Here is a 19,473-nt window from a genome sequence, read left to right as displayed (position 1 = left end):
TGGTTGGCTCAGTTCAGCGCCGTTCCTGAATCACCTTCCAGCCGTTTCCCGACGGATCGCGAAAACCCGCGTCGACCGTGCCGTAACGCTCCACGGGCTCCTGGGTGATTTCCACGCCCTGCGCTTTCATCCTGGCGCAGGTCTCCCGGCAATCGCGCACGCTCAGCACCAGCGGCGGCATCGCGCCTTTGGCCACCATCGCTTTGAGCGTCTGCGCAGTCGCGGCATCGTGCATCGGCGGCCCGGGGGTAAACAGGCCCAGCTGAAAACCTGGCTGCTCCGGATGCTGCACGGTCAACCAGCGATAGTCGCCGTTCTTGACGTCGGTATGAACGCCGAAGCCAAGCTTGTCCACGTAAAACGCCAGCGCTTCATCCTGGTCCCGCACGTACAGACCCGTTACTTGTACACCATCACTCATTGTCGATCTCCTTTGGTTGGGTCTCCTTTATACCGTCGGCCGACTGGCGCCGCTTCTCCAAAACTGAGGTCTTGAGATCGGGACGGTGGGCGGCGCTGACGATGCAGGCAGGAACGCTGCTCAGTTCTTGCGCGGCAGCCCGCGCCTGCATGCGTACCGTGCTGGGCTTTTCGCCGGCGATTTCGCGGAAAACGCGCCCGAACGTGCCGAGGCTGCGCCAGCCCGTCTGGAAGGCGATCTCCGTGATCGAAAGTTCGCTGTCGCGCAGCAAGGCGACTGCCCGCTCGATGCGCCGGGTCAGCAAATAGCGATGCGGCGGGGTGCCGAAGGCTTCCTTGAAGGCGCGTGCGAAATGCGCTTGGGATACGTGGCTGACACTTGCCAGCCGTTCAACCGGCCAGTCTTCGTGCGAGGCGGCGTCCATGCGGTCCTTGGCGCGAAGCAGGCGGCGCAATAACTCAGGGCTCTGGATGACGGGCTCGTTGCTCATTTTATTGTCGGGAATTCTCCTGCATACACCGCCGCAGCGGCCAATGAATAGTCACCTTGCACTTGTCGGGCTTGCAAAGAGTGACGCATCGATACGTCCGGCCGGCGTTGTGAAAGATACGACGTGAAGGCGGATCGGAAGCCCCCGGATCTTGCATTTTAAGAGCTGGGGGCAGATTTTTTTGTTCTTGTCAGCGCGTTGTCAAAAAAAAAGAAGCTCTATCATCAATAATCTGCCAAGTGCTGCCTGGAGTGAGTCGGGCGGTTTCGATTTTTATCTTGAAAACATCACTGCCAGATTGGGTTAAATGTATGTTCACAAAGCACTTCGAAGTAGATCCTGCTCATATCGATTTTCAAGGCGTGGTTGACGGCCTCTATTACCCGTTTTACATGGAGTGGACTCGCCATGCATTCATGAAAGAAGGGCTTGGAATAGATATCGAAGAGGAATTCAAGCAAGGAAAGCTGTATATGGTGCTTGAATATTCTTTGCGCTTCCGTAAAAGCCTGAAGAGCGGGGATAAGGTGGAGGTCACGTGTGAGCTGCAAAGAAATGAAAAGCGCAATCGCGTCAATTTTTTCCAGCAGATCAAAGTTGACGGAGTGCCTTTTGCAGATGCTACGTTCGTTGCGACATGCTTCGTCAACGGCCGTCCGTCCATGCCCGATGCGGTGGCAGAGGCGTTGGCTGAAATGGAAGTGGAGTGAGCAGCGACGCTGGAGCGTGATCTGTTGATTCGCTTGCAGAATGACGAGCCTCAGTTGATCCGTCTTCCAACGTCTGGCGAAAGCGTCCGTCACGATCGTGCGAGCCCCTCATGCGGCGTCAGCTTCTGGCCGATAGCAGGTGAGCAACTCCAAACGCATCAATGTCTCTCCACGAAATCGCGTAAAGCATCGTCACTGATCGAAAGTACCTCGAACAATCCCAGCGCTCGCAGCGCCGGCAAGGAGTCGAGGAGGTCACGTTCGGCAACTGCTCGCTGCGCAGGGTCAGCCGCCGGATCGCACCATACCTTTGCGTTGACCAGAAAAGCACCGACGGTACCCTTGCGGATGATGGTGCCATCTGAAAATTGGAATTTATTCTGGTGATCGGGTAACAGGTCTTCGGCTCTCATCGGAACTCCTTAAGTAGTGGTAACGGGATCATCGTACGTGGCGATCAATGACCAATGTGCGGTATAAAGGACATTCAATAGTCTTTCAAGGCCACAATGACTGCCACTTTGATACCGCTCGAACAAGCTTCTTCTACCGGAGAGCCGCTACTATTGGCCGTGGCGCAGCAGTCTGGAACGGTGCGCATGACCCGTCGCCATCGCCATGCGCGCGGACAATTGCTCGGTGCCGCACAAGGGCTGCTATCGGTCGACGCGGGTAACAGCCGCTGGGTGGTGCCCGCCACGCACGCGGTCTGGATACCACCGGAGGTGCCGCATGGGCTGCGCTCGCACGGGCCGTTCGCTGGTTGGAGTATCTATGTCGCGGCGCCTGCTTGTGCTGAACTACCCGACAAGCCCTGCATCCTGGCAGTTTCCGGCTTGTTGCGCGAAGCTGTGGCGCGCGCTGCATCATGGAAGGACAAGGCGCTGAACGCGGCGCAGTTGCGACTGGCTGGTGTGATCCTCGACGAGATTCGCATCTCGCCGCATGAGGCACTGGGTTTGCCCATGCCGCAGGACGCCCGGTTGCTGAAGATTGCGCGCGCACTATCAGATCGTCCCGATGACGAACGTCGGATGGAAGAATGGGCCAACTGGGCCGGTATCGCGCCGCGTACGCTAACACGTCGTTTCACGGCAGAGACGGGATTCAGTTTCATGGGATGGCGCCAGCGCGTGCGTCTGCTGCGAGCATTGGAACTGCTGGCAGCCGGTAAGCCGGTGACGTCGATTGCTCTGGACTTGGGCTATGACAACGTGAGTGCCTTCATAGCCTTGTTCCGACGCACTTTCGGTGTTACGCCGGGACGCTACGATACGTTGATGCGTTGAATGTCGTGCGGCTGTTAGCGACAAGATGCCATGTTGGCGAGCGGCGACATTCTTTCAAATTCAGCGTCTGCTCCTGGCCGGAAGCGGACTTCCCGTCCCGGCTTGTTGATGGCGTTACACCTTCGCCGCGACCGCGCCAATATAATTCTTAAAGAAACTTCGAGACGGGTGAGTAGCGTCAGCAGGCTTAAGATTTACCTTCCGTATTGAACCCGGTGTTCAGCGTAGTCTCTTACCAGTTCGCTACTACGAGCCCACTCCAGCCAAGCATCGAAGTTCGCCAGTTCTTCGAGCACTTGGCCTGTCTCTCTCCACTCGTCATCAACGAGCGTTTGCGCCCACGGATTGAGCACCATAACCTTTGGGTCGTCCCCAGTACCTATTACGAAACAAGCAATCATGTCTTCATGCCATGCCTGCGCAAACTTCACTAAAGGTAATCCGTATCGTTCTGAATATCGCTGGTTGGATTCAGTATCTGTTGTCGCCCCCCAAGGGTCCAACTCCGCCTCAAACTTTGGATGCGCTTCCAAGTAGGCATCAAAGCTCATGGGATAACTAAAGCCAGCTGGCAACTCTGCAAACTCAAGCTTAGGTTTAACTGGTTCAAATTTCATGTTGGCTAATCATAAGATTTAAGGACCGCTTCTGGCCGGATGCGGACACCGTGCAGTCATGTTCCGGGCGCACTAATTCTTAGAGATACTGATGCGAATAGTGTTGAATGGCTATGCCAAGAAAGCTAACCATAGCAGGATGATATGCATTGTGGAAATTCCGCATATCTTCATTCTCTTCGTAAAACAAACTAATCCCAATATAGGCTTGCTTCGAGGGAGTATAAAAACGGGAGAGAGTTTTGTAGTGACGCTCTATTAACGATTGGACCTCCGGTGAGGTAGCGTCAGAATCTTGAATTAGTGGGCTTAACTCTTTATATAGAACGTCCCAATCTTGATGAACCTTATTTTTATCTACATGGGACCAGTTGTCAGTTGCGGATAGGGACGCGGCCTGCTCTGTAGCGAGTGCATCTCGGCATTCTTGAAAGTATTGAGGGCTTGTGTTTTGTGTCGTCATTATTTTGGGGTGATAAGCGGTTCTACTCATAGTCTCCAAGAAAAAATCCTTCTTGTAGCGATTGCGGGCATCATAGCGACGCATAACTAGGAGAGCAACGGGATCTTAAAGGTCTGTTCCCCAAATGACAAAAACCTTCAGCATTTTCTCTTCCCCCTCCAGGTAAGAAAACACATCGACGCTACACGATATTGTTGTATTGGATGGCTGCTACTGGCCGATGGCGCCCTTGATGATCCAGGCAGGGCGATTCTGTTGCCCGTCCCGGGCAATGGTCAGGCTTGCATTTCTTTGTACTTGAGAATCTCTCGCCACATTCTAACCACCAGCGGCCGTAAATTGTTCTTCGGTTTGAATGCGAGGATGGAGACTTCCGTATCCCACGCCCCGTCGCCGACCGGTTCAAGACTCCAATGACGGTGCTGACTGAACGAGCTGTCGGGCAGCCACGCAACTCCCAGTCCCTGAGAGGCGAGGTCGCCCAGCACATCCGACATCTCTGTCTCGAACATGGGCGTGCCTTCCAGCTTGACTTCAGATCCTTCGATGATCTGATCGACGACGCGCGCGAAATACACGCTGGAGCTGTACATCAGCAAGGGTGCAGGGTTGCCTGCACTACCAAGCGAAGCGTGCATTCCGATTTTTTCAATCAAGGCGGGCGACGCGTACGGACGTACGCGCTCTCGACCCAATTCGACGCTTTCAAATAGCAGAGGATCGATCTGGATAGGTGACGCTGCATGATAAAAGCAGATGAGCAGATCGACATTGCCGGCAATGAACGACGACACGATGTCGTGCACGTTGCCGGTCTCCAGCGCACAGATCAGCGGTTGGCCACTGGTCCAGCTGTCCCACCATCCAGGAAGCCGGGTAGTCGCCAGCGCATAGGGCATGGCCAGTTTGATCTTGTCGCGCGACTGGTTGCCGGCCAGGTCGGCCTTGGCGTCGGCTATCTGGCTGACAATCTGCGCCGCGACGCCGCGAAATTTTTCTCCGGCCGGGGTCAGCCTGGTCGGGTACGAACTGCGGTCGATCAGCTTGGCGCCCAGCATCTGTTCCAGAGAACCGATGCGTCTGCTGAACGCTGCCTGAGAAAGATTTCTGATCTCGGACGCACGCGTGAAATTGAGAACTTCCGACAGCGTCAGAAAATCCTGGAACCACTTGATATCCATTATTGCCTTCCTCCCTTACCTATCTTACGTCCAGATCCGCCGATTTCGGCCATGTGAATTTGCGATCACGCGATGCGTCCTGAACATGACGGCGATGCTGCACTTTGCATTGGACGCTCTGCATTCTCAACGTAATACTTAAGCAAATTCTGTGCAACCAGAACTCATCTCATCAAACCATTTTTTGAAAGGAATAGCGATGCCAACATCGACAGAACTGCATTTCGCTGCGAAAGAATTCATGGTGCGCTATGGCGGCGATACGTTTCCGAATCTGTTTCGTTCGGCCAAGGGGGCGGTGGTCATCGACGATACCGGTCGCGAGATCCTTGACTTCACTTCGGGGCAGATGTGCGCCACCATCGGGCATAACCATCCGGCCATCGTCGCAGCGGTGCAAAAGGCGGGCGAAGAAGCGTTCCACATGTTCAGCGGCATGATTCCAGAGGTGGTCGCCGAATTGGCGACCACCATGGCGCAAGACTGGATGCCGGAGTCTCTGACCAAGTCCATCTTCGTCAATACCGGTTCGGAAAGCAATGAGATCGCACTGCGCATGGCAAAGATGTACACCGGTGGTTATGAAGTCCTGGCGGTAGGCGGCTCATGGCATGGCGTCACCGGCGGATCGAGCAGCGTGTCGTTTGCCAGCGATCGCAAAGGTTACGGCGTGTCGACGCCAGGTGTCTATGTGTTGCCGGAACCGAATGACTATCGTCCCTATATCAAGGGCATGAATGGAGAAGAGTCGGCGCTGACCTGTCTGGAAATCGGGTTGAAGATGTTCGACATGGCTTCCTCTGGTCGTCCCGCTGCGATCATCATCGAACCCATCATCAGCGCCGGCGGCGTGCTGGTACCTCCCAAGTCTTACATGCAGGCGCTACGCAAAGCCGCGGACGAACGCGGCATGCTGTTGATCTTCGACGAGGCGCAAACGGCGTTCGGCCGCATCGGTCAACGCACCGCCTCAGACCTGTTCGGCGTTGTTCCGGACATCATGTCTGTCTCCAAGACCATGGGTGGCGGCTTGCCGCTGGCGGCGACTGTCACGACAGCGCAGATCGAACAGGCTGTGCATGAGCGCGGCTTCACCTTCTACACCAGTCACGTCTCAGACCCGTTGCCTGCGCGCGTGGGCCTGGCAGTGCTCAATACGATTCGCAATGAGGATCTGATTCGTCGCGCGCAGTCTACCGGTTCTTATCTGCGTTCTCGCCTGTTGGAACTACAAACGCGCTATGAAAGCATCGGCGACGTGCGTGGTGAAGGCTTGCTTCTGGGCGTGGAACTGGTGGCCGACAGGGAGTCACGCAATCCGGCGCACGAATTGGGTGCATTAACCACTCAGCGTTGCTTCGAACTGGGACTGAGCATGAACATCCGGCGCCGTCCGGAACGCGGATCCGTGTGGCGCATTGCGCCGCCGCTGACGGTAGAGCACAAGCAGATCGATCAGGCAGTGGATATTCTGGATCGTGCCCTGCGAGAAAGCCTCGACAAGATGGCTGGTGCCTGCTAGTCCCGCCCCGAACCTGTTGCAAATTGCTGTCGAATGCCGCGCCACCTCTGTACCTCATGTGGCTCGTCCAGATTGTCGCGTCTTAAACTCACTTCATGGGGAGCACTGTCATGGTTTCAATTCGTCTTGCAGCATTTACTTTTACCTGTGCGTTGGCAGCATCGGGGGCGATGGCCCAATCCATCGGCACGCTGCAAAAGATTAAGCAGTCCGGAGAGATCGTGTTTGGCTACCGCGAAAGCGCGATTCCATTTTCCTATATCGACGCGAATCAGAATCCGGTCGGCTTCTCCATCGACCTCTGCAACCGGATCGCTGCCGCCGTGCGCGACAAACTGAGCCTGCCCTCCCTGAAAGTGAAATTCGAACCCGTGACTGCATCCAACCGGGTCCCCTTGCTGGTCAATGGTGCTGTCGATGTCGAGTGCGGTTCCACCACCAACACGCTGGAACGGCAAAAGTCAGTCGATTTTCTGAATACGACTTACGTCAGCGGTACGCGGATCATGGTGCAGACCAGCAGCAACATTGCCTCCATTGCCGACCTGAAAGACAAAGCCATTGCGGTCACCGCCGGTACGAACAATATAAAAGCGGTCCAGCAAGCCAATCAGGCCGGCTCCCTCAATCTGAGTCTTGTCTACGGCAAGGACCACGCGGAAAGTTTCCTGATGCTGCAAAACGGCCGGGTAAGCGCGTTCTCAACAGACGACGTTCTGCTCTACAGCATCCGCGCGATGTCGCGCAATCCTGCCGGCACCAAGGTGGTTGGCCCGTTGCTGTCGCAAGAACCCTACGGTCTCATGATCCGCCGCAACGATGATGAATTCAAAAAATTTGCCAATGACGTGCTGGGCGGCATGTTCGGCAACGGTGAATTCAAGAAGACTTACTACAAGTGGTTCAACGCGCCGATCCCTCCCAAGAACATCAATCTCAGCATTCCCATGTCGCCCGAGCTGGAAAAACTGATGGCTGCACCAAACAGTCACGGCGTGTAACAGGCCAGCCTGGTTCAGGCCGCCGCAGGCGGTATCAGCAACGCGATTTCATCCATGTTGCCGCCTGCCTCAATGCTTCCCTGATTTCTTCTTTAACTTGCAGCTCGTGCCCGATATTCCGAGAGGCGATGCATGATCGCTTACGAGTACGCGTTACTTCGGATATGGCAAAGGATAAGCGATGGAATATCAATGGCACTGGAACGTTTTCTTCCAGATATCGCCGGACGCCGGCCAAGCGTACTGGATTCTTTTTGTCAAAGGCTTTGCCGCCACGCTGGCCGTATCGGCCGCGAGCTGGATCATCGCCTTTGTGCTGGGTGTGATCGTCGGCGCGGCGCGCACTTCCCTGATCTTTGGGATACGCATGCCCGCGTATCTGTATGTGCACTTGTTTCGCGGCGTTCCCTTGCTGGTCCAGCTATTCCTCTGGTATTTCGTCTTCCCCGAAATGTTCGACAGCGTGAAGGCGGTGGTAGTGAGAACCGACGCCACGTACGTGCAATTCACCGCCGTGACAGTTTGCCTGGGCTTGTTTACCTCGGCGCGGGTGGCAGAGCAGGTGCGCTCCGGCATTGAATCACTGTCGCGTGGCCAGCGTAGCGCCGGCATGGCGCTGGGATTGCATCCGGTACAGATCTATCGGTACGTGTTGCTGCCGCAGTCGATGCGCCTGATCGTTCCACCGTTGACCAGCGAGTTGATGAACCTGATCAAGAATTCATCTATTGCACTGACCATCGGCTTCGCAGAACTGACATTTCGTGCGCGTGAAATCGGAGAGACCACATTTTCCTATTTCGAGGCGTTCATTGTGACCACCATTGTCTACATCGCCATCGCGCTGACTGCCTATGCTGTCATGGCGCGTTTCGAACCGAGAAAAACGGCGTAACTGCTGTATTTGCCGTAACGCACGCTTGCGCAGGCAGAGAGGATATTCAATATGACACTGGATTTCGGGATCGTTTCCGACAATATTTCCTACATTGCCAATGGCTTCGCCTTTACGTTGCAGCTGACGGCGGTCGCGACAGTAATCGGCATGCTGCTCGGCCTCATGCTGGCGCTGGCGCGAGAATCCAAGGTGCGGCTCGTTGCGCGCTGTGCCTCGACCTACGTCATCGCCATGCGGTCGATTCCACTGATTCTGGTGCTGTTCTGGATATTCTTCCTGATGCCTTTGGCTTTGCAGTTTCTCTTGGGAGCGGGGGCGCCCGTCAAGGTCGATGGAAAACAAACGGCCATGGTCACGTTCAGCCTGTTTGAATCGGCTTACTTCTGCGAGATTGTTCGCTCGGGCATACGCTCGGTATCTGCAGGCCAGCGCTCTGCTGCATTCGCGCTCGGTCTCAATCCGGTGCAGACGATGGGCTATGTGATATTGCCGCAAGGATTGCGCAATATGTTGCCGATCTTTCTGACCCAGATCATCGTCCTCTTTCAGGATACTTCGCTGGTTTATGTGATTTCGGTCACGGATTTCATGGGCGCTGCTGCCAAGATCGGTGAGCGCGACGGCAGCCTGATCGAGCCGTATCTGTTCGTCGCGGCGATTTATCTCGTGATCAGTGTGGCGATAGCCGAAAGCGCAGTCCGGTTGTTTCGAAAAAAGACCGCACGCGTTTAACTACAAGGAAAATTCATGCTTGCAATAGACAATCTGTCGAAATGGTATGGCGATTTCAAGGTTCTCAGCGACTGTTCCGTTCGCATCGACAGGTGCGACGTCGTGGTCATTTGTGGACCGTCCGGTTCAGGAAAGTCTACGTTCATCAAGACGATCAACGGTCTGGAACCGTTCGATCAAGGGCGTATCTCGATACAGGGAATCGCCGTCAGCTCAAATATGCTGCGCAGCGCGGCGCATCGACGACGCGTCGGGATGGTATTTCAGAACTTCGAATTGTTTGGTCACCTTAGTGTGTTGGAAAATCTCAATCTTGCTCAACGAAAGGTACTGCGGCGTTCACATGAAGAAGCTTCGGGACGTAGTAGAGCAATGCTGGCACGTGTAGGTCTGACAGCTCACGCGGCCAAATATCCGCACCAACTATCCGGTGGGCAGCAGCAGCGCGTTGCCATTGCAAGAGCGCTGACCATGGACCCCGACATCATGTTGTTCGACGAGCCAACTTCTGCCCTTGATCCCGAGATGGTGAAGGAGGTGTTGGATGTGATGGCGGAACTGGCCGCAGCGGGCATGACGATGTTGGTCGTGACCCACGAAATGGGTTTCGCCCGGCAAGTCGCCGATCGGATTATTTTCATGGAGGAGGGGAGAATCGTCGAAGACTGCAGCAAAGAACATTTTTTCGGCGCCGCCAACGACCTCAGTGCTAGAGTACGGCGTTTCTTATCTGTGACACAGGTCTCTCATTGAGAAAATCGTCTGTCGTTGAATGTAGACGTAGTGATATTCTCCAAGCTCACTTCTCTCGGTCATGTTCCTATGGTGTGGTTTCCTAAATGAGAGGGCTGTTTTTGACCGACTGCAGATGTCAAATAATACCAAACTGCAATCCGCGCTATTCGTGGTCACTAGCGAAAATGCACCATTATCGATAGTCAGCAATGGCGTATTTTCCACGAGCCTAAATTGTTCAACGACTGCTCCTGGCCGGTTGCAGTCACTCGATATTCAACACTGCGGTATCACTATGTTGATTGTGAATTGCTGCCAAACCTCGTAAAAAATCATCTAGTTGCGCTGGATGGGATCGCAGATGAAGTTTTCCTTCGTTGGCAACTTTCTTCCCGTCAAAGTCGAAAAATTGCGACTGCAAATGTGCGGTGATGATCAGCACCCCCCGCGCATTGAATTTCAGCAAAAAATGACAAGCCCCTGCAGCGAATTGCGGATCAAACTCTCCGAACCGTAAGTCATATTGGGTGCCAGGAGCCTCCCCCTTGAATACCTCCAAGGCTAAAACAAGCTGGCCTAGTTGTTCGTGCCCTGCATAGACTTCAGTCTGAAATCGGGAGCGGCCTTCATTGATTTCGATTCGTAGTTCCAGGAGATCGTCATCCGACCATATCTTGGTGAAACATATTCCTGCATTCATTTCATTCTCGTTCTCAGGATGGCCGCCTCTGGCCGATTGCGGACGGAATGTTGCAAGTGTCGCAAAAGAAAAGCCACTCGTACAAGTGGCTTTTAACTTTTGAAGCGGCGCAGCTGAATCAATTTCCGACCAACTTTATTCGGGCCCGACCAACTTTATTCATTGTAGTCACCAATTTTGTGCAACCTCACTCCACCGTCACAGATTTAGCCAGATTGCGCGGCTTGTCCACATCCGTCCCCCGCGCCAGCGCCGTGTGATACGCCAGTAATTGCAGCGGCACCACGTGCAGGATCGGTGACAGCAGGCCGTAGTGTTCCGGCAGGCGGATGACGTGGACGCCTTCGCTGGAGGCGATGCTGGAGCCGGCGTCGGCGAAGACGTACAGCTGGCCGCCGCGCGCGCGCACTTCCTGCATATTTGACTTCAGCTTTTCGATCAGCGCGTCATTCGGCGCGACCGTGACCACCGGCATTTCTTCCGTGACCAGCGCCAGCGGACCGTGCTTGAGTTCGCCGGCGGCGTAGGCTTCGGCGTGGATATAGGTGATTTCCTTGAGCTTCAACGCGCCTTCGAGGGCGATCGGGTAGTGCAGACCGCGGCCGAGGAACAGGGCGTTCTCCTTGCGGGCGAAGGCTTCGGCCCAGGCGGCGATGCTTGGTTCCAGCGCCAGCACGCTTTGCAGCGCGGCGGGCAGGTGGCGCATGGCCTTGAGGTGTTCGGCTTCCTGTTCGTCGCTGAGCAGGCCGCGGGTTTGCGCCAGCGCCAGCGTCAGCAGGAACAGCGCCGCCAGTTGGGTGGTGAAGGCCTTGGTCGAGGCGACGCCGACTTCGACGCCGGCGCGCGTGATGTAGGCCAGTTGCGATTCGCGCACCATGGCGCTAGTGGCGACGTTGCAGATGGTCAAAGTGTGCTGCATGCCCAGCGAGCGCGCGTGCTTGAGCGCGGCCAGGGTGTCGGCGGTTTCGCCGCTTTGCGAAATCGTCACGACCAGCGAGTTTGGATTCGGCACGCTGTCGCGGTAGCGATATTCGCTGGCGATCTCGACGCTGACCGGGATTTTGGCGATCGACTCGAGCCAATATTTGGCGGTCAGCCCGGAGTAATAGCTGGTGCCGCAGGCGAGGATCAGGATGGAATCGACGCTCTTGAACACCTTGTGGGCGCCGTCGCCGAATAGCTCCGGCATGATGCCGCTGACGCCTTCGAGCGTGTCGGCGATGGCGCGCGGCTGCTCGAAGATTTCCTTCTGCATGTAGTGCTGGTAGGGGCCGAGTTCGACCGCACTGGTGTAGGCCTGCACGGTCTTGACTTCGCGCGTGACGCTTTTGCCCGCAGCGTCGACGATCCAGTAGCGTTGCAGTTGCAGGTCGACCACGTCGCCTTCTTCCAGGTAGATGATCTGGTCGGTGGTGCCGGCCAGCGCCATGGCGTCGGAGGCGACGAAGTTCTGTCCTTCGCCGACGCCGACGATCAGCGGCGAACCCTGGCGCGCGGCGACCACGCGGTGCGGTTCGTCGACGCAGAAGACAGCAATGGCGTAGGCGCCGGTGAGGCGGCGCACGGCTTGCTGCACGGTCTCGAACAGGTCGCCGGTATACATGTGATCGACCAGGTGGGCGATGACTTCGGTGTCGGTCTGGCTTTCGAACACGTAGCCGACGCCTTGCAGTTCTTTGCGCAGCTCTTCGTAGTTCTCGATGATGCCGTTGTGGACCAGCGCGATACGGTCGCGCGAGAAATGCGGGTGGGCGTTGTGCGTGGCGGGTGCGCCGTGCGTGGCCCAGCGCGTGTGGGCGATACCGGTGAAGCCGGCCAGGTGGGTTTCGGCGACTTGCTTTTGCAGCTCGGCGACGCGTGCGGTGCTGCGCGAGCGCTGCAGCTTGCCGTCCATGTGCACTGCCACGCCACAGGAATCATAGCCGCGGTATTCGAGGCGCTTGAGGCCTTCGAGCAGGATGGGAGTGACGTCCTTTTGCGCAACCGCGCCGACAATACCGCACATATGCTGCCTTTCAGAATTGGGTGAATGGCGTCATCTTAGGCTAGCGTGATTGAAATAAGATTTCTAAATTTGTCAATATTTGGTCTATTATTGCTTTCAATATCGGTAATGAAATAATATTTCAAATTAAATGGATAATTTTATCTAATGACTATTGCTCTCGATGATCTGGATCGTCGCATCCTGAATGCTTTGCAGGAGGACGCTGCTCAAACCAATTTCCAGCTGGCCGAACACGTGCATGCGTCGCCGCCGACCTGCCTGCGCCGGGTCAAGCGGCTGGTGGAGGCGGGGGTGATCACGCGCCAGGTGGCGCTTCTGGCGCCGGAAAAGCTGGGGCCGGCCCTGACCGCGATCGTCGAGATCACGCTGGACCGGCAGGGCGATGAGCAACAGGTGGAGTTTGAGGCGCTGGTGGCGGCGGAGCCGGCGGTGCTGCAGTGCTACCGCGTGTCGCCGGGGCCGGATTTCGTGCTGGTGGTGCAGGTGGCGGACATGCCGGCGTATCACGGGCTGGCGCATCGCCTGTTCGCCACGCATCAGAACGTGCGCAACGTGCGCAGTTACTTTTCGATTCACCGCAGCAAGTTCGAGACCCGGATCGCCGTCTGAACAGGTTCGGGGCGATCCGGGCGGGGTGCGTCCAGGATTATTTCTTGATCTTGACCGGGCGTGTCCAGCCCGGCAGCGAGAGCTGTTTGGCGCGCGACAGCGTCAACTGGCCGGCTGGAGCATCCTTGGTCAGCGTGGTGCCGGCGCCGATGGTGGCGCCTTTGCCGACGCGCACCGGGGCGACCAGCTGGCTGTCGCTGCCGATGAAGGCGTCGTCCTCGATGATGGTTTCGAACTTGTTGACGCCGTCGTAGTTGCAGGTGATCACGCCCGCGCCGACGTTGACGCCCGAGCCGATCACGGCGTCGCCGATGTAGGCCAGGTGGTTGGCCTTGCTGCGTGCGGCAATGCGGCTCTTCTTCACTTCCACGAAATTACCGATGTGTACTTCTTCGCCAAGTTCGGCGCCCGGGCGCAGGCGCGCGTACGGGCCGACCTGGGCGGACGCGCCGACCACGGCGCCGTCGATGTGCGAGAACGGCTTGATCTGCGCGCCCTTGCCGATGCGTGCGTCCTTGACGATGCAGTTGGCGCCGATGACGGCGCCGTCTTCGATCTCGACCCTGCCTTCAAAAATACAGTTGACGTCGATGCTGACGTCGCGGCCGCAGGTGAGCGAGCCGCGCACGTCCAGCCGGGCCGGATCGAGCAGCGTGACGCCCTGTTCCAGCAGCGCGTTGGCGACGCGGCGCTGATAGGCGCGTTCCAGTTCGGCTAGTTGCACCTTACTGTTGACTCCCAATGTCTCGGCGACGTCGGCCGGGTTGGCCGAGACGACTTCGACGCCGTCGGCAACCGCCGCGGCGATGACATCGGTGAGGTAGTACTCGCCCTGGGCGTTGTCGTTGGACAGTGCCGCCAGCCAGCTGCGCAACTTCGCGGTCGGGGCGGCGATGATGCCGGTATTGATTTCGCAGATGGCGCGTTCGGCTTCGCCGGCGTCCTTTTGCTCGACGATGCGGGTGATCTTGCCGTTTTCACGCACGATGCGGCCGTAGCCGGTCGGGTCCGCCACGGTGATGGTCAGCACCGCCAGCTTGTCGTTGCCGGCGGCGGCCAGCAGGCGTTGCAGCGTGGCCGGGGTGGTCAGCGGTACGTCGCCGTACAGCACTAGCGTGGGCGCGTTGTCGTCGATAAAAGGCAGCGCCTGCGCGACCGCATGGCCGGTGCCGAGCTGCGGTTCCTGCAGCGCGAAGGACAGCGTATCGTCAGCAAAGCTGGAAGGTACGGCGTCGCCGCCATGGCCGTAGACCACGCACAGTTTCGTCGGCGCCAGCGTCTTGGCGGTATCGACGACATGGCGCAGCAATGGCTTGCCGGCGAGGGGGTGGAGTACTTTCGGCAGCGCTGATTGCATGCGCTTGCCCATGCCGGCGGCGAGGATGACGATGTTCATGAGTGGCGTTCGAAAATAAGGCGAAAGTTTAGCATGCGGATGTCGGAGCCGGGATTGGCGGAATCGCCTCAAATACAAAGCTGAGGGTTAATTCTGCATGTTCTCGGCCCTTTGGATTGACGCCCGATAATTATGATGATGTCTGGGTCAAATCGCATCCGGTGCGCCTCAAGAATGGACGGGCGCCGACGGATAGAAACAACAAAGACGGTTTAAAGGCAGTGCATGAAGATTCTCTTGCTAAACGATGAGTTCTACACCACCGGCGCCAGCATTGCGATGCTGCGCCTGGCCGAGCGCCTGGTGCAGAACCATGAAGTATCCGTAATGTCACGCATCGAAGGCGAAGGCGAGATCAAGAAGAAGTTCGAAGAACTAGGCATTCCCATTGTCAAGGATATCCAGGCCGGCGCCATCGATCTGTTGATCGCCAACACGCTGCTGTCCGGCGCCCACGTCGCTGCGGCGGCGCCGAAGGTCCCGGTGATCTGGTGGCTTCACGAAGCCGAGATCGGCCGCGACATGATTTTGCGCTTTCCGCAGCTGGCGGAAGGTTTCAAGCGTGCGTCGCACATCGTGTGCCAGACCGAATTCCAGCGCATCGTATACGGTAGCTTCCTGTTCGACAGTCCTGCTACGTTGCACGTGCTGCCGTTCTGGAATGACGCGATCTATCGCCAGAAAAACCTGCAGCCCGAGCCAAAGCCGGCCGGTAAAAAACGCATCGTATCGATCGGCACCATCGAGCCGCGCAAGCGCGTGTTCGACACCATCATGGCGGTCGAGAGCCTGGAAGCTGAACTGCGCAACCAGATCGAATGCATCTTCATCGGCAAGTACCTGCAATTGCCCGAAGGTGCGCAGCAACTGGTGGACTCCTTCCCGGATCGCTATCGCATGCTGGGCGAACTGCCCAATGACGTGGCGCTGTCCTATATGGCGTCGGCCGATCTGTTCGTGCTTGCCAGCGACAGCGAATCGCAGCCGCTGACGATCTGGGAAGCGTTCGAACTGGAAGTGCCGGTGTGTCTCTCCGACCTGGAAACTTATCGCCATATCGGCTTGCGGCATGCCCGGAATGTGATGATGCATCCGGTAGGCAATGTTGAAATGCTGTCTGTCAACCTCAGCGCCCTGCTCACCAGCGCAAAATTTCGTAAAAATCTCACCAGGGCCGGCAAGAGCCTGCTCTTGAAAAACCTGACGAATGATTGGGCTGACGAATTCGAGCGCATCATTCACAGGGTGTTCACTGAATCAGAAATCAAGAAACTTGGGTACTAGCGGTCCGTCCAGGACGCCATCAGGGAAATAGGGAAATCATGAGTCTCGATTTTAACCAACGCATTTCTACGCTATTGCAGATTCCGGTCAATGTCATCAATGCGCAGAGCTTGCTGAAAGAGTGTCGTCAGATCGAACTGGACAACGCTTACATTCCTTCCGGATTTTTATGGGCAATTGAATATAAGCGCTCACAGATCAGCAAGTTGTACGGAGACATGCCGGCTGCCATTCATCACGCGCGCAACGCATTGGCGCAAGTTCCGTACAACGGCGATATTCTTGCCGAGTACAAAAACCTCGTCAGCAAGCCGTCGCCGTTGCGAAACATCGCTCTGATCATCAGCTGCAAGAAGTACGAAGACAAGGCGCTGCAGCTGGCGCGTCAATATGATGAGGCGGCGATTGACTATCTGGTCATCAGTGGCTCCGATACGCCGCCGATCGATCATCCGCGCGCCATCCAGGTCGCGTGTCCCGACAACTACGAGAGTCTGCCGCGCAAGACGATTGCCGCATGCACATGGGTGTACGAAAATCTGGGCAACAGCGTCGGTGTTCTCAAGGTCGATGACGACCAGCACCTGTTCGATCCTGCACGCGCGAAAGTGATACTGGAGCAGTTGCGCCAGCTTGATGTCTATGCAGGCGTGCCTGTTTCCGGCGTTACGCATGACCGGAACTGGCATTGGAACAAATGCCAGGATCCAGTCCTCAACCGGAAGACTTACGGTCGTCCTTTCTTGCGCCAGTGGGCCAAGGGCGGCGCGTATTATCTGGGGCCCGGGCCACTGGAAAAATTGGTGATTTCGATGATCCGCTTCCCCGGCATGTTCGAGGGCGAATACTACGAGGACAAGCTGGTGGGAGATATGATGGTGTTGGAGCAGGTCGAGTTGAAAATGCTGGCCGAATATGAAGATTTCGGCCTTTCACTGACGGAGCAGCATCGTTTCAATTCCTGACGCCGAGGCATGAACGGCAAGGTAATGTCGACGGTGGAAGCGCGGTTCCACCGTCGATCGCAACTCAGTTTTTTCCCTTGCGGGCGTTGTTGACTTGTCGAATGTAAAAATCGACGATGTCTTTCACCATCTCCGAATTGCGCAAAGAGGCTTGATAAAACAGCTCTTTGGCATCTTCATCCATATTACAGATCGCAGCCAATCGTCCCAATTGGAACACCACGTCCGAATTTTCCGGCTCCTTCTGCAGCGCTTCGGTCAAGACCTCGAATGCGGTTTCATACCGTGCGGCGTCGATGTGCAAAATGCCGGTTTCCAGCAATGAAGGTTGTGGCGCGACATTGCCTTGCAGTGCCTGGATCATGCTGACTTCACGTTCCAGTTGACGCAGGTCTTGCGTGTACCGATCTTCTCCGGCGGCGCGTTGTTCCGGAGTAGCCTGCAGCCATTGTTCGCAGAAATTACCAAGGTCACGTACGGATCCGGCATTCAAGCGCGTGCCTGGAAGGACGGCAAGGGAGGTTTTCAGCAAGCGGTCGCGGTCGTTGCTCATCGTCAAACCGCAAAATGCAGGGCGCATGCCGGCGCTGCTCAACAGTGTTTCCAGTTCGTCCAGATTCCACTCGCGCATATGGCTGGGATTCGCCGGCGGACCGAAGTCGTGGACACCACGCTCAAGGTCGCGCTCAGGGGTAGACAGCAGAGCAACTTTGGCATGCACCAGGAATGACCGGATCAGATCCAGCAACTGGGTTGGATTGACCAGATGTTCGATGACGTCTGAATTGACGATCACTGCATGTTGCAGAACTTCCGGTGGAAGATTGACCTTGGTGCCCGCTTCCAGATCCACTTCGATCCAATTGCCGAATGGATATTCCTGGCGGCAATGGGCGAGGTTGCTGCCGAAGTCGAGGCCGATAATCTCAAATTCCGGATAAAGCCGCGCCAGCTTTCGAGCACGGCCGCAGCCGATATCGATGATGTACTTGCATTCATATTGACGCGCCAGGGTCGCCGCAAGCGGGTACACGTCAGGTTGCCAAATGGTGCCATCGTCGTGGATGTCGGCATAGTATTCAGGTTGCGTGCGCGCCCGATAACCGGGTTTGATGAAAAAACTCTCTGCAGTCACGATAGTTCCTATAAAAAAGACTTTGAGAAAGGATATCCAATCTCAGAGGGCGCTGAACACAGCAAACAGGGCTGGACAGCCTTAAGTTGAGTATGACCGTTTAAGGAATTGTAGCAGCCGACGAGCTCAATAAGCAGCAAAATCGGCCTCCACGCCACTCTCCAGCCAATCCATGATCTGTCGGACGCGTATTTCCGCAGTATGTGCGTTCTTCAGCTTGTGGCTGGCGTTGCTGGTCAGTCGCCGGACCAGGCCTGCATCCGTCTGTATGCGGCGGATTTGGTCCGCCAGATGCTCGGGCGAATTGGGGTCGTATAACAAAATGTCCTGATTGTCGGTGAACAATGCATTCGTCCGCGGCCTGCCCGGCACCATGCACGAGATCACCGGACGTCCTGCCGCCATGCCTTCGTATACGCGTCCTGGGAAGCCTTGGAAGAAGGAGGGTAAATTCACGACGGCGGAGCCTTGCTGCAAGCTGCCCAGCCACAATCCGAAAATGTCCTCACGCACGCGGCGCAGCAAGGACAGGTAGCGATCGAGATGGTGTTGCTTCACCAGGAGACCTTCATTGAGGGCCTCGGCGGTGAGTTGTTGCAAGCGATCGTACAACTCCGGATAACGGGTCTGGTACTCCAATGAAGGGCCCGGTTGCACCAGCAAACCTGCCAACGCCGGGTGTGTCAGCCATCCCTCGCGGTTGCCATACAGCGCGCCGTAGAAAACCGCATGAGAATTCTTCACCGGCGGCGGCGCCTGAATACTTGCGGCAGGCACTGTCTGCGGCCACCACATGGCATTGATCTGACCGCTCAGATTGAGGTCGGTGGCATCCTGTTCATCGGCCAGCAAGACGTGCGTCATGTACTTCAGGCGCTTTGTCACCAGTTCCTTGCGCGCTTTCAGCGGCGGCGACATTTCATACACGTGGGGTTCATATTGCAAGGACTCCATGACGAAGCCTAACCGCACCGGCGCCAGTGTCGACACCCATTGCAGGAACGCTTCGTCATAAGTGGTGTGCACCAATTCTATCCACACCTGATCGAACTGTTGGCCGTCATACAGCGCGCGGGCACGGGAAAGCCATGTGGCGGGGTGATCGCATTCCAGGCCATGCATGCTGACAATGCTGCTGACGTTCGCTCCGGTCTTGCGCAAGGCTTGCTCGACGCCTATCTGGGTTGGATAGCCGAGACTGCGCCCAAGACGCCAGTTGGGGAAGTCCAGCAGGATGACCAATATCCTCGGTCCGGTAGTCGGAGAACGATTCAACATCTTATTTTCCCAGGCAGGTTTTTTTCATACAAATAAACG

At 56.5% G+C, this 19,473-nt stretch carries 21 protein-coding genes; 10 read left to right on the top strand and 11 right to left on the bottom strand.

What is annotated here, in order from left to right; translation table 11 throughout:
- Nucleotides 1–13 precede the first annotated feature (13 nt).
- Nucleotides 14–421: a VOC family protein gene (locus tag ACIROW_RS16485; protein ID WP_402277442.1), complete on the bottom strand. Its 408-nt coding sequence runs from the start codon at nt 419–421 to the stop codon at nt 14–16.
- Nucleotides 414–911 (bottom strand): helix-turn-helix transcriptional regulator, encoded by a 498-nt coding sequence (locus ACIROW_RS16480; RefSeq protein ID WP_402277440.1) that lies wholly within the window; start codon nt 909–911, stop codon nt 414–416. The genes ACIROW_RS16485 and ACIROW_RS16480 overlap by 8 nt, the downstream gene beginning before the upstream one ends.
- Nucleotides 912–1,189: 278 nt before the next feature.
- On the opposite strand from ACIROW_RS16480, the gene ACIROW_RS16475 reads away from it, so the two are divergent.
- Nucleotides 1,190–1,621 (top strand): acyl-CoA thioesterase, encoded by a 432-nt coding sequence (locus ACIROW_RS16475; protein ID WP_402277439.1) that lies wholly within the window; start codon nt 1,190–1,192, stop codon nt 1,619–1,621.
- Nucleotides 1,622–1,779: 158 nt separating this feature from the next.
- Here the strand turns inward: ACIROW_RS16475 and ACIROW_RS16470 are convergent, their stop codons facing one another.
- Nucleotides 1,780–2,034, bottom strand: a complete 255-nt coding sequence (locus ACIROW_RS16470) for a hypothetical protein (protein ID WP_402277437.1) — start codon at nt 2,032–2,034, stop codon at nt 1,780–1,782.
- Between the two features lie 96 nt (nt 2,035–2,130).
- Here ACIROW_RS16470 and ACIROW_RS16465 point away from each other — a divergent pair, with 96 nt between their 5' ends.
- Complete coding sequence (locus ACIROW_RS16465; RefSeq protein WP_402277436.1) at nt 2,131–2,910, top strand: AraC family transcriptional regulator; 780 nt, start codon at nt 2,131–2,133, stop codon at nt 2,908–2,910.
- A gap of 194 nt (nt 2,911–3,104) precedes the next feature.
- Here the strand turns inward: ACIROW_RS16465 and ACIROW_RS16460 are convergent, their stop codons facing one another.
- From ACIROW_RS16460 to ACIROW_RS16450, 3 genes are all read right to left on the bottom strand, one after another.
- Nucleotides 3,105–3,527, bottom strand: a complete 423-nt coding sequence (locus ACIROW_RS16460) for a hypothetical protein (protein ID WP_402277434.1) — start codon at nt 3,525–3,527, stop codon at nt 3,105–3,107.
- Nucleotides 3,528–3,606: 79 nt separating this feature from the next.
- Entirely contained in the window at nt 3,607–3,990 is a 384-nt protein-coding gene (locus ACIROW_RS16455; protein ID WP_402277697.1) for a TipAS antibiotic-recognition domain-containing protein, read from the bottom strand.
- A gap of 275 nt (nt 3,991–4,265) precedes the next feature.
- Entirely contained in the window at nt 4,266–5,171 is a 906-nt protein-coding gene (locus tag ACIROW_RS16450; protein ID WP_402277433.1) for a LysR family transcriptional regulator, read from the bottom strand.
- A 199-nt stretch (nt 5,172–5,370) separates the two neighbouring features.
- Between ACIROW_RS16450 and ACIROW_RS16445 the strand changes: the two genes are divergently transcribed.
- From ACIROW_RS16445 to ACIROW_RS16425, 5 genes are all read left to right on the top strand, one after another.
- The gene (locus ACIROW_RS16445; protein WP_402277431.1) at nt 5,371–6,693 is read left to right on the top strand and encodes an aspartate aminotransferase family protein; all 1,323 of its coding nucleotides are present in this window, start codon (nt 5,371–5,373) and stop codon (nt 6,691–6,693) included.
- Between the two features lie 110 nt (nt 6,694–6,803).
- Complete coding sequence (locus ACIROW_RS16440; protein WP_402277430.1) at nt 6,804–7,694, top strand: amino acid ABC transporter substrate-binding protein; 891 nt, start codon at nt 6,804–6,806, stop codon at nt 7,692–7,694.
- A 181-nt stretch (nt 7,695–7,875) separates the two neighbouring features.
- Nucleotides 7,876–8,589 carry an amino acid ABC transporter permease gene (locus ACIROW_RS16435; RefSeq protein ID WP_402277428.1) on the top strand — a complete coding sequence of 238 codons (714 nt, stop codon included), beginning with the start codon at nt 7,876–7,878 and terminating at the stop codon, nt 8,587–8,589.
- Between the two features lie 51 nt (nt 8,590–8,640).
- Nucleotides 8,641–9,324 carry an amino acid ABC transporter permease gene (locus tag ACIROW_RS16430; protein ID WP_402277427.1) on the top strand — a complete coding sequence of 228 codons (684 nt, stop codon included), beginning with the start codon at nt 8,641–8,643 and terminating at the stop codon, nt 9,322–9,324.
- Between the two features lie 15 nt (nt 9,325–9,339).
- The gene (locus tag ACIROW_RS16425; protein WP_402277426.1) at nt 9,340–10,077 is read left to right on the top strand and encodes an amino acid ABC transporter ATP-binding protein; all 738 of its coding nucleotides are present in this window, start codon (nt 9,340–9,342) and stop codon (nt 10,075–10,077) included.
- Between the two features lie 247 nt (nt 10,078–10,324).
- Here the strand turns inward: ACIROW_RS16425 and ACIROW_RS16420 are convergent, their stop codons facing one another.
- Both ACIROW_RS16420 and glmS read right to left on the bottom strand, forming a co-directional pair.
- Complete coding sequence (locus ACIROW_RS16420; RefSeq protein WP_402277425.1) at nt 10,325–10,759, bottom strand: hypothetical protein; 435 nt, start codon at nt 10,757–10,759, stop codon at nt 10,325–10,327.
- A 187-nt stretch (nt 10,760–10,946) separates the two neighbouring features.
- Nucleotides 10,947–12,764, bottom strand: a complete 1,818-nt coding sequence (gene glmS / locus ACIROW_RS16415) for a glutamine--fructose-6-phosphate transaminase (isomerizing) (RefSeq protein WP_402277424.1) — start codon at nt 12,762–12,764, stop codon at nt 10,947–10,949.
- Between the two features lie 147 nt (nt 12,765–12,911).
- Here glmS and ACIROW_RS16410 point away from each other — a divergent pair, with 147 nt between their 5' ends.
- Complete coding sequence (locus ACIROW_RS16410; RefSeq protein ID WP_402277422.1) at nt 12,912–13,376, top strand: Lrp/AsnC family transcriptional regulator; 465 nt, start codon at nt 12,912–12,914, stop codon at nt 13,374–13,376.
- Nucleotides 13,377–13,413: 37 nt separating this feature from the next.
- Here ACIROW_RS16410 and glmU read toward each other — a convergent pair whose 3' ends face one another.
- The gene (gene glmU / locus ACIROW_RS16405) at nt 13,414–14,772 is read right to left on the bottom strand and encodes a bifunctional UDP-N-acetylglucosamine diphosphorylase/glucosamine-1-phosphate N-acetyltransferase GlmU (RefSeq protein ID WP_402277421.1); all 1,359 of its coding nucleotides are present in this window, start codon (nt 14,770–14,772) and stop codon (nt 13,414–13,416) included.
- A 225-nt stretch (nt 14,773–14,997) separates the two neighbouring features.
- Between glmU and ACIROW_RS16400 the strand changes: the two genes are divergently transcribed.
- Both ACIROW_RS16400 and ACIROW_RS16395 read left to right on the top strand, forming a co-directional pair.
- On the top strand, nt 14,998–16,056 hold the full coding sequence (locus ACIROW_RS16400; protein ID WP_402277420.1) for a glycosyltransferase family 4 protein: 1,059 nt from the start codon (nt 14,998–15,000) through the stop codon (nt 16,054–16,056).
- Nucleotides 16,057–16,094: 38 nt separating this feature from the next.
- The gene (locus ACIROW_RS16395; protein WP_402277419.1) at nt 16,095–17,021 is read left to right on the top strand and encodes a hypothetical protein; all 927 of its coding nucleotides are present in this window, start codon (nt 16,095–16,097) and stop codon (nt 17,019–17,021) included.
- A gap of 64 nt (nt 17,022–17,085) precedes the next feature.
- Here ACIROW_RS16395 and ACIROW_RS16390 read toward each other — a convergent pair whose 3' ends face one another.
- Nucleotides 17,086–18,156, bottom strand: coding sequence for a methyltransferase domain-containing protein (locus ACIROW_RS16390; RefSeq protein ID WP_402277417.1), 1,071 nt, complete (start codon nt 18,154–18,156; stop codon nt 17,086–17,088).
- 126 nt (nt 18,157–18,282) lie between these two features.
- Entirely contained in the window at nt 18,283–19,398 is a 1,116-nt protein-coding gene (locus tag ACIROW_RS16385) for a glycosyltransferase (protein WP_402277415.1), read from the bottom strand.
- Nucleotides 19,399–19,473: the final 75 nt, after the last annotated feature.

The sequence above is a fragment of the Herbaspirillum sp. NPDC101397 genome (genome assembly GCF_044767325.1).
GTDB lineage: Bacteria > Pseudomonadota > Gammaproteobacteria > Burkholderiales > Burkholderiaceae_D > Herbaspirillum.
This window is presented reverse-complemented; position numbering and strand designations above follow the sequence as displayed.